At 38.1% G+C, this 9,216-nt stretch carries 9 protein-coding genes and 1 tRNA gene; 9 read left to right on the top strand and 1 reads right to left on the bottom strand.

Features of this window, described 5'->3' with window-relative positions; all coding sequences use genetic code 11:
* The first annotated feature begins 140 nt into the window (after positions 1-140).
* From Q0K35_RS00050 to Q0K35_RS00010, 9 genes are all read left to right on the top strand, one after another.
* Positions 141-971: a radical SAM protein gene (locus tag Q0K35_RS00050; protein ID WP_294560438.1), complete on the top strand. Its 831-nt coding sequence runs from the start codon at positions 141-143 to the stop codon at positions 969-971.
* A gap of 21 nt (positions 972-992) precedes the next feature.
* The gene (locus tag Q0K35_RS00045) at positions 993-1,115 is read left to right on the top strand and encodes a hypothetical protein (protein ID WP_294560436.1); all 123 of its coding nucleotides are present in this window, start codon (positions 993-995) and stop codon (positions 1,113-1,115) included.
* 26 nt (positions 1,116-1,141) lie between these two features.
* Positions 1,142-1,450: a DUF2752 domain-containing protein gene (locus Q0K35_RS00040; protein ID WP_294560434.1), complete on the top strand. Its 309-nt coding sequence runs from the start codon at positions 1,142-1,144 to the stop codon at positions 1,448-1,450.
* Positions 1,451-1,531: 81 nt separating this feature from the next.
* The gene (locus Q0K35_RS00035; protein ID WP_294560432.1) at positions 1,532-2,218 is read left to right on the top strand and encodes a response regulator transcription factor; all 687 of its coding nucleotides are present in this window, start codon (positions 1,532-1,534) and stop codon (positions 2,216-2,218) included.
* The gene (locus tag Q0K35_RS00030; RefSeq protein ID WP_294560430.1) at positions 2,211-3,431 is read left to right on the top strand and encodes a HAMP domain-containing sensor histidine kinase; all 1,221 of its coding nucleotides are present in this window, start codon (positions 2,211-2,213) and stop codon (positions 3,429-3,431) included. The genes Q0K35_RS00035 and Q0K35_RS00030 overlap by 8 nt, the downstream gene beginning before the upstream one ends.
* Positions 3,431-4,111 (top strand): ABC transporter ATP-binding protein, encoded by a 681-nt coding sequence (locus tag Q0K35_RS00025; RefSeq protein WP_294560429.1) that lies wholly within the window; start codon positions 3,431-3,433, stop codon positions 4,109-4,111. The genes Q0K35_RS00030 and Q0K35_RS00025 overlap by 1 nt, the downstream gene beginning before the upstream one ends.
* The gene (locus Q0K35_RS00020; RefSeq protein WP_294560427.1) at positions 4,108-6,504 is read left to right on the top strand and encodes an ABC transporter permease; all 2,397 of its coding nucleotides are present in this window, start codon (positions 4,108-4,110) and stop codon (positions 6,502-6,504) included. Before Q0K35_RS00025 ends, Q0K35_RS00020 begins: the two co-directional genes overlap by 4 nt.
* 11 nt (positions 6,505-6,515) lie before the next feature.
* Positions 6,516-7,511, top strand: a complete 996-nt coding sequence (locus tag Q0K35_RS00015; RefSeq protein ID WP_294560425.1) for a GNAT family N-acetyltransferase — start codon at positions 6,516-6,518, stop codon at positions 7,509-7,511.
* Positions 7,504-8,796, top strand: coding sequence for an alpha-L-fucosidase (locus Q0K35_RS00010; protein ID WP_294560423.1), 1,293 nt, complete (start codon positions 7,504-7,506; stop codon positions 8,794-8,796). Before Q0K35_RS00015 ends, Q0K35_RS00010 begins: the two co-directional genes overlap by 8 nt.
* 111 nt (positions 8,797-8,907) lie before the next feature.
* Here Q0K35_RS00010 and Q0K35_RS00005 read toward each other — a convergent pair.
* Positions 8,908-8,994 (bottom strand) — tRNA-Leu (locus Q0K35_RS00005).
* Positions 8,995-9,216: the final 222 nt, after the last annotated feature.

The raw sequence follows: 9,216 nt of genomic DNA, 5'->3' as shown, positions 1-9,216 counted from the left end.
CACCTGTACCCATCCCGAACACAGAAGTTAAGCACTCGCGCGGTGACAATAGCCGGGCCTGCCCCTGTGAAGATAGCTCGCTGCCAGATCACCGACTCACTCCTTGTGAGTCTTTTTTTATATCAATGAGGAGGATCGATATGCGTTTTAAAAAAGTATATATTGAAATCACCAATCAATGTAATTTGAATTGTTCTTTTTGTTCTCACACAAATCGTCCTTCAAAAATGATGACTGTGCATGAATTTGAAAATATTATCTTACAGATCAAGCCTTATACCTGGTATATTTATCTTCATGTTCTTGGTGAGCCTTTGATGCATCCTGATCTTTCAATGTTTCTTCAGATTGCTCATGATAATGATTTATATGTGAATCTGACGACCAATGCGACTCTTTTAAAACAACAAAGCAAAATCTTGCTTGATAGCCCTGCTCTTCGTCAAATCAACCTTTCGCTTCATTCTTTTCCTCATATTCCGGATTATTTAGAAAACGCAGTCATGGTTGGCGATGAATTGTCTGAGCATGGTGTTTATGTTTCATATCGTTTGTGGACCATGAAGGATAAGATTGATGAAAATACTAAAAAGACGATTGCCTATCTTGAAGATCATTATCATGCAGATATTCATGAATACAGAAATTCTGTCAAATTAAAGCCCCATTGTTTTCTAAGCTTTGACAGAGAGTTTTTATGGCCTTCCCTGAGTCATGCTTTTATCAAAGAAAAAGGAACATGTCAGGGATGGCGTCATATGTGTGCTATTTTAGTTGACGGAAGTGTCGTTCCGTGCTGTCTGGATGCGAATGCCCACGCATTACTTGGAAATATATTTACGACACCATTTGAAGATATTTTACGTGAGCATGAAAGTTTGCTTCATAATTTTCAAAATCACGTGCTTTCACTTCCATTGTGTCAAAGGTGTCATTACAGAACAAGATTTGATCATAAAAAAAATACCTGAAATACAGGCAATCTAAAAAAAATGAAAGATAAGGTAGAGCTTTTCACCTTTGGTTTATGCGGCATTTTGACAATCATTGACTGGTTCAGCGTTTCAAAGAAAACAAAGGAAATGAATTTTCAAAAATTTATGCTTGCCATTTAGAAAGTGTTGATCACTTTCATTTTTTTATGAATAAGAAACCATTCATTTTAGGATGCATCGTACTTACCTTATTTTTATACGTGACCCATGCGCGCTGTTTTGTCTATGCCATCTTTCATATTCCATGTCCGACCTGCGGAATGACACGGGCGTGGCAGAGCGTATTGACAGGTCATATCTCATCTGCCTTCACTTATCCCCCCTTATTTTTTCTGGGACCTGTGATTATTTTCTTACTTCTTTTTGATTGTAAGAATTCCCGTATCAGGGATTTCTTGCTTGGAGTGATTTCTTTTCTATTCTTTATCGTTTATCTGGGCCGTTTGATTCACTGATACGTGATAGGATCAAAGTGATAAAATTGTTATTTTGAAGGTATTAGTTTGTGATATAATAGTCACAAAGAGGTAAAGAGTATGAGTAAGATTTTGATTATTGAAGATGACGAAAGCATTGCTTTAGGATGTGAACATTCCCTTCGTGCCGAAGGATATGAAATATTTATTGCGAACTGTGTTGCGACAGCTAAGGACTATCTTTCTCGCAACAGCTACGATTGTCTGATCATAGACCTCGGACTGCCGGATGGCAATGGGTTTGAGGTATGTAAATATGCAAAGGAAAAATCAAATCCGGCGATCATTTTTTTAACAGCTCGCGATGATGAAAATGATATCGTCTTTGGTCTTGATATGGGAGGCGATGATTATATAACGAAACCCTTTGGACTTAAGGAATTCATTTCACGCGTGAATGCTGTCATGCGTCGTAAAAACAATCATCCGGATAAAGAAAAGATCATTACTTTAGGTAACCTGAAAATTTATTCACTCAAAGGAAAGGTTTATAAAAATAATCAGGAAATCTTTTTAAGTGCAATGGAATACCGTCTGTTGCTGACGATTGCGACAAGAAAAGGAGATATTCTGAAAAGAGATGAGCTTTTAGATAGTCTTTGGGATATCGGAGGAGATTTCATCAATGACAATACATTGACAGTTTATATCAAACGGTTAAGGGAAAAAATTGAAGATGATCCTCAGCAGCCACGTTTAATTGAAACGATTCGTGGTATTGGTTATCGAGGACTGAAAGATGAATAATGTTGCGGATAAACGATTAAGAAGGATGCTTGTTTCGATCATAATCACCATGACACTAGCGATTGCTAGTGTATTTTTGGTATCCTTTTGGCTGAATCACGATTTACAGAAACAAATAAATGAGATTGATGCGAATATGATCGGTTATCTTTCTGAAACTTATGAACTGGATGAAAATGAGATCATTGCGATCTTGACGAAAAATGTTGTGCAATATGGTGAAAAAGGAAAAGAAATACTTGAAAAATATGGCATAGATGACAGCAATACTTCAGACAGTAACTTACTGAATAAAACAATTGCCGCTTTTGTAGCAATCATCCTTGTTTTTTCGGTCTTAGTATTTTTGATCGTTTATTTTTATCTTCTCAGATTAAATTCATCTATATCGAATATTTCCACATACATCAATCGTCTTTTAAACAAAGATTATGCTCTTGATATCATTGATAATGATGAAGGCAGTCTTTCAGCCTTGAAAAACGATATCTATAAGATCACAGTCATGTTGAAAGAGCAAAATGAAGTTTTGAAGCAGGATAAGATGAAGCTGGCAAATAATCTGGCTGATATCTCCCATCAGTTAAAAACACCGTTAACGAGCATGCTTATCATGTCGGATCTTCTTCAAAATGAAGATCTGAGCAAGGAAGACCGAAAGAAATTTTTGGATGTGATCCGCTCACAGTTAAAAAGAATTGAATGGCTTGTTTCTTCACTTTTAAAAATGGCGAAGCTAGATGCACGAACCGTTGATTTTAAAAAGGAGAAGATATATGCGGATGATCTTATCTTAAAAGCAGTAGAGCCTGTTAACATGCTGATGAAAAATAAAAACCAGCAGTTTATCCTTACCGGAGATAATCCGATATTGGAAATCGATATCAACTGGACAAGTGAAGCTTTATTGAATATTCTAAAAAACTGCTGTGAACATACACCTGTGGGAGGACAGCTGAAAGCTGAGATCTTTGATAGTGTCATGTACACGGAGATCGTGATTTCCGATAACGGTGAAGGTATCTCCAATAAAGATCTGCCGTTTATCTTTGAGCGCTTTTATCGTGCCAGCAAAAGCAGTGATGACAGCGTAGGAATCGGTCTGGCCATGTCATATTCGATTTTGACAAGCCAGGATGCAACGATCCATGTAAGAAGCCGCTTAAAGGCAGGTACGGCTTTTTCGATACGTTTTTATAAGCAGGTGAAATAATGGAACTTTTAAAGGTAAATGAACTAACAAAAACATATGTCAAGAAAAATAAGACGGTATATGCCGTGGATCACGTTTCCTTTCAGGTCGATAAAGGAAGCTTTATTGCGATTACAGGTGAGAGCGGTTCGGGAAAAAGCACGCTTTTGCATATGCTGGCGGGACTTGAAATACCGACAAGCGGTGAGATTATTCTTGATAAAACAAATATCTATTCCTTTACAGAGGATCAGCTGACGATATTCAGAAGAAGACAGATCGGGATGGTATATCAGTTTTACAATCTTATTCCTACCTTGAATGTCAAAGAGAACATCCTTCTTCCGATCCTTTTGGACCATAAGGAAGTAGATCAGAATTATTTTAATCAGATCATCTCAACGCTGCATATCGAAGATGAAATGGAGAGTTATCCGAACAATCTTTCAGGGGGACAGCAGCAGCGTGTTGCGGTTGCTCGGGCACTGATCCATCATCCGACACTTCTATTATGTGATGAGCCGACAGGAAATCTGGATAGCAATCGTGCCCATGAGATTGCGGATCTTTTAAAGCTTATTTCTATCAAATATGATACGACGATCATTATGATCACCCACGATATGAATATTGCCATGCAGGCGGATGATATCTATTTGATGGAGCAGGGAAAGCTCAGTAAATTTGAGGATCGCCTATGAACATATTGATGACATATGTGCGAAAGTATCTCATGATGAATAAATCATCGACCCTTCTTTCCATTCTTTCACTGATTACCGCCAGTGCCTTATTTTTCCTTGTAGGATGCCTTTGTGTCAATACATTGATCGGTTTTAATGATTCGATGATTGCAACCTATGGTAATTATCATGCTGTCTATCAAAATGTCAGCGATGAGTTTGTAGAGTCAATGAATCTTCATGCGAAAGTCATGCAGGCAGATGTCGTTGAAATTCAAAAAAAGATTGATATGGATTGCTTTTTGACCAAGACAAAGGATTCGTTTGTAATCGTGGGCATGGATAAAAAAAGCTTTGATGATCTGAGGATGGTCTTAAGTGAAGGACGCTTTCCTGTTTCAGGAAATGAAATCTTAGTTTCTGAAGAAGCGATGACAGATTCAAAGATATCCCTTGATCTGCATCAAAGGGTGGTAATTGATGATCAGGAATATGAGGTCGTCGGTATGATCGAAGACAGCTTCTTTGATAATGAAACCTCTTCTTATACGTTGATCACTGTATTAAACCATACCGCTGAGAAAGATCTTTATGTGCGTTATTACGATCAAAAGGACAGCGCGGCAGTCAGTCGTCAAATCATGGATTCCTTTAGTGGTGAGTTTGAAGATCTGAAGATGAACTCGGGGTATCAGCTTTACCATCAGGCAGATGAGAATCATATGATCCTTTTGCTTATTTTCTTTTTTGCTTTGACCTTATTGACATTTCTGGCAATGAATATTCTTTTGATACGTAACTGTTACAAGAATTCTTATGCCAATCGTGAAAAGCATTTGGCAATCTTAAAAACGGTAGGGGTCACACAGGCTCAATGTACGACCATGATCCTTTATGAAGGTCTTTTGCTTTTAGTGATTTCATTGGCGATTGGTATTCCAGTAGGCTGGGTGCTTTATGATGTCCTCATAAATATCTTAAATGGTTTGATTTATTCTGTTTCAGTAGGTTCTTTGACATTGGGACATTCATATCGGGAGGTGATCCTGCTTATCAGCGTTGCTTATGTTGCTTTGACTTCCTTTTATTTCATTCGAAAAAGTACCAAAAAAATTATCGTTCAAAGTGTAACGACAACGCTGCAGTCCAGTGATGAGGTTGAGGTGATGGATCATCCTTATTTGCAGCTGGAAAAGAAACAGCCGATCCTGATTCGTCTGCTTCATAAAAATATCCGCCAGAATCATCGCAGCTACCGTCATTTGATCATTGGTATCACGATGGTCATCACCCTGTTTATCCTTATAAATTCATTGATGGGCTATCTTCGGGAGGGAATCTTTTACGATGTCAGCGATCATAATTATGATGTAGAGGTCATTATATATGATGATGCCTATCCGACCCGATTGATGACTCGCCTTAAGAATGTTGAAAATGCTTCAGCTGTGGTAATCAGTGAAAGCATGCGATTACATAGCCCGGATATGGCGGCACTGGATTATGATTATCGTCAAAATACTCTTTTTAATGGAAATATCTATGTTGAGGTGATCGCTTATAGTGATGAAGTTCTTCAGTCTTTTTCACAAAAGGTAGTTGACAGTGATATGAGTGAAGAAGAGCCATGGGGAATTTTGATCAATCAGATGTATAGCTCTGCCCATCGACGTTTTTATAACATCTTCAAAAATTCTGTGATTCATGATCTGTATTATGATGATCAAAAGATCTTCTCTTCTTTAAATCTTTTAAAAACCAATGCTTTGATTACCGGTTGCGGTTATCAGAAGCAGCCGCAGATCCTTGTATCTCGTCAGCTTTTTAGAGAAATATATGATCGTTCCGGTGTCAATGAGCATGAATATCATGTATATTTTCAAAGCAATGATTCAGCTTCTTTGGTACGTCAGCTTAATATCATCAATGATTCATTTGGGGCTGAACTTGAGGTCGTCAATGTACAGAAGGCGTTCAATGACGGGAAAATATTGATTTCTTTGATCCGTATTCTTTCTTATGGCTATATCCTTTCTTTGATTTTGATGGGGATCTTAGCGGCAAGCTGCGTTGCTTCAGTCAATTTTGAATATCGTAAGAAGGAATTCATGTTATATCGGGCATTAGGTTTGCGTATGAAAGAAGTGATGCTGTTGATTCTGGCGGAGCTTCTTTACTATGAAATGCAGATCTTTATCGGTTCATGGATCTTATCGCTGGCTTTGAATTTTATCTGTTATCAGCTTTATTTTAAAGGTATTGGTTTGCAGTTTTTTATACCGGAGAATTCACTTTTGGGAAGTGCGATCTTTTTTGTGCTGATGCTTGCAGCATTTATGTGTTATATTTATGTACGTATGAGAACTTTGAAATATTCACTGATTTTGAAAAATGAAATTACCATGATGTAGGGAGGGATAGGATGAAAATATATATTGTGGGACCGTTATTTAGCGAGGCAGAAGAAAAACAGCGTAAATATGAAGGGGAGCGGATTCGTCACATCTTAGATTTGAATCATGTCGATTATGAGCTTTTTAATCCTGTTGATATGCCTTTTAATAGTAAAGAGGATGTTACTTCCAGTGAGATTGCTTTGGCGGATGTACAGCGTTTAAATGAAGCTGAGGCAGTATTCTTTGATCTTTCGACAGAAGACAGCGGATCGTGTGTTGCCTTGGGAATGATGATGGAGAAATTGGCGAATGGGAAAAAACTGAAGCTTTATCCGGTAATTCATGATATTCGTTTAAAACGCAATTCATTAGGAGGCTTGGAAAGCAGCTGTGGATTTAATTCTATGGTGGTAGGGATCTTAAAAGGAAACAAAATCACGATCTATTCTTCTTTTGAAGAAGCTTTACAGGCATTTCTTCATGATCATGGATGGGCAGATCTTCGGCTTGAAAGGATCGAGGATGTTGCAGTGGAACAAAGCTATAGCTGTTATCAGTCGTTTGACAACGATGAGAATGGATTCCAGAATGATGCCTATGGATTAAGCATGGAGGAATATAAGAAATTTGTCGAGCGATGCGTAATGGATTCTAAAGGCATTGATCTTCCGGATTGGAAGGTGCCGCAGACAACATATATGCTGATGGAAAACGATCATCCCGTAGGTATTTTTAAGCTGCGCCATTATTTAAACGAGGCCTTGAGAAACGGAGCCGGTCATATCGGTTACGGCATTGTGAAAAAATATCGTGGAAAAGGCTATGCGACCATGGGATTAGCCCTGATGATCCAAGAAGCAAAGAAGATCATTCGTGAAGATGAAATTTATTTTTCAGTACATAAGGATAATCCAGCCTCTTTAAAGGCCCAGATGAAGAATGGGGCATGGATCGATCATGAAGATGATGAACAATATTTTACTCGCATTGCTTTGAACGGGGAAGGTAAAAAACATGTTTGACAGAGAAATCTATGAAAAAAGAGTACAATGGTATAAGGATGCCCGCTTTGGCATGTTTATCCATTTTGGTGCATATGCGGCAGCTGCCCGTGGTGAATGGGTCAGAAGCGAAGAAGAAATGAGCATTGAGGATTATCAAAAATATATCGATGCGTTTGACCCTGATGACTGTGATATGAAAGAATGGGCAAGGATGGCAAAAAAGGCTGGTATGAGATATGCGGTCATGACAGCGAAGCATCATGATGGTTATGCACTTTTTGACACAAAACTTTCAGATTATAAAACAAAAAAAGATTATGTAGCACAGTTTTTAGAAGCTTTTCGTGCAGAAGGAATCCGTGTAGGTCTTTATTTTTCATTGCTTGACTGGCATCATCCAGACTATCCGCACTATCACGATCGCCATCACCCTGAAAGAAACAATGAGGCATATAAAGATGTGAGCCATGATTTTGAAAACTATCTTCATTTTATGCACGGTCAGGTAAGAGAGCTTTGCAGTAATTATGGGAAGCTTGATATCATGTGGTTTGATTTTTCTTATGACGAGATGCGTGCAGAAAAATGGCAGGCACAAAAGCTTGTGGAGATGGTAAGGGGCTTGCAGCCGGATATCATCTTGGATAATCGGCTGGAAGTCAGCGGCGAAGGCTTTGGCAGTTTATTAAGCAATCATCCTTCTGATTATTGTGGTGACTTTGTCAGCCCGGAACAGATCATTCCGCCATATGGACTTTTTGATGAGAAAGGACGTCCTGTTTTATGGGAGGCCTGTATCACGATGAATGATCATTGGGGATATCATAGTCAGGATCATAACTATAAAAAAACTGCAACGATCCTTCGAAAGCTCGTGGAATGTGTTTCCAAGGGCGGTAATATGATCCTGAATGTCGGTCCTGATGCCAGAGGACGTTTTCCAAAAGAAGCCATTCATATCTTAGATGAAATCTCTTTATGGATGAGAGATCATGCAGAAAGTATTTATGGCTGCAGTTATGCTTCTTTAAAAAAGCCTGAAAATGGCCGTATTACCCAAAAAGATCAGGTATTGTATTATCATGTCATGGAAATGTCAATTGGAGGCATTCCGCTGTATGGTATTCATAGGGAAGATGTGGAATCCATCTATCTTCTTTCAGATCATTCAGAGCTGATGATCATGGATAACTGGATCGTAAATAATTATCCGGATATCGTATTTGTTGATATAAAAGGAAATGATCTTCCGGATCCCATTGATACGGTCATCAAGATCTCTCTTAAAAAGAAATGTGTATAAAGAAAGCCACTCTCTTTTGAGGGCGGTTTTCGTTGAAAATAGATCGTTTGATCCCGTCAAATTATAAATTGATAATAAAAAAAGCCTTTAAAATAAGGCTTTACTTACATATGGTGCCCGAGGCCGGACTCGAACCGGCACGGTATCGCTACCGACGGATTTTGAGTCCGTTGCGTCTACCAATTTCACCACTCGGGCGTGTGCTTGTATATTATAAAACATTTAAGATCCAAAATCAATAAAAAACATTGAAATTCTTATAAAAACGATTTAGTATAATTTTTAGGAAGTGAGCGGGTTTTCGACACTTTCATAACCCTACACAATAGATGATACTTAAATTTGTCCTTATAAATAAGGGCTTTTTTTATGTCGATATCTGTCAAGTTATATAAATTATTGTTGTATATGTTGTATATG

It is taken from the genome of uncultured Traorella sp. (assembly GCF_944327115.1).
Classification (GTDB): domain Bacteria; phylum Bacillota_I; class Bacilli_A; order Erysipelotrichales; family Erysipelotrichaceae; genus Traorella.
Note: the sequence above shows the minus strand (reverse complement) of the source record. Positions and strands in the feature narration are given on the sequence as shown.

What these genes read in the sequence shown, in the direction of transcription:
- Q0K35_RS00050 (WP_294560438.1), top strand. Translation starts at nt 141, where the DNA reads ATGCGTTTTAAAAAAGTATATATTGAAATCACCAATCAATGTAATTTG.
- Q0K35_RS00045 (WP_294560436.1), top strand. Translation starts at nt 993, where the DNA reads ATGAAAGATAAGGTAGAGCTTTTCACCTTTGGTTTATGCGGCATTTTG.
- Q0K35_RS00040 (WP_294560434.1), top strand. Translation starts at nt 1,142, where the DNA reads ATGAATAAGAAACCATTCATTTTAGGATGCATCGTACTTACCTTATTT.
- Q0K35_RS00035 (WP_294560432.1), top strand. Translation starts at nt 1,532, where the DNA reads ATGAGTAAGATTTTGATTATTGAAGATGACGAAAGCATTGCTTTAGGA.
- Q0K35_RS00030 (WP_294560430.1), top strand. Translation starts at nt 2,211, where the DNA reads ATGAATAATGTTGCGGATAAACGATTAAGAAGGATGCTTGTTTCGATC.
- Q0K35_RS00025 (WP_294560429.1), top strand. Translation starts at nt 3,431, where the DNA reads ATGGAACTTTTAAAGGTAAATGAACTAACAAAAACATATGTCAAGAAA.
- Q0K35_RS00020 (WP_294560427.1), top strand. Translation starts at nt 4,108, where the DNA reads ATGAACATATTGATGACATATGTGCGAAAGTATCTCATGATGAATAAA.
- Q0K35_RS00015 (WP_294560425.1), top strand. Translation starts at nt 6,516, where the DNA reads ATGAAAATATATATTGTGGGACCGTTATTTAGCGAGGCAGAAGAAAAA.
- Q0K35_RS00010 (WP_294560423.1), top strand. Translation starts at nt 7,504, where the DNA reads ATGTTTGACAGAGAAATCTATGAAAAAAGAGTACAATGGTATAAGGAT.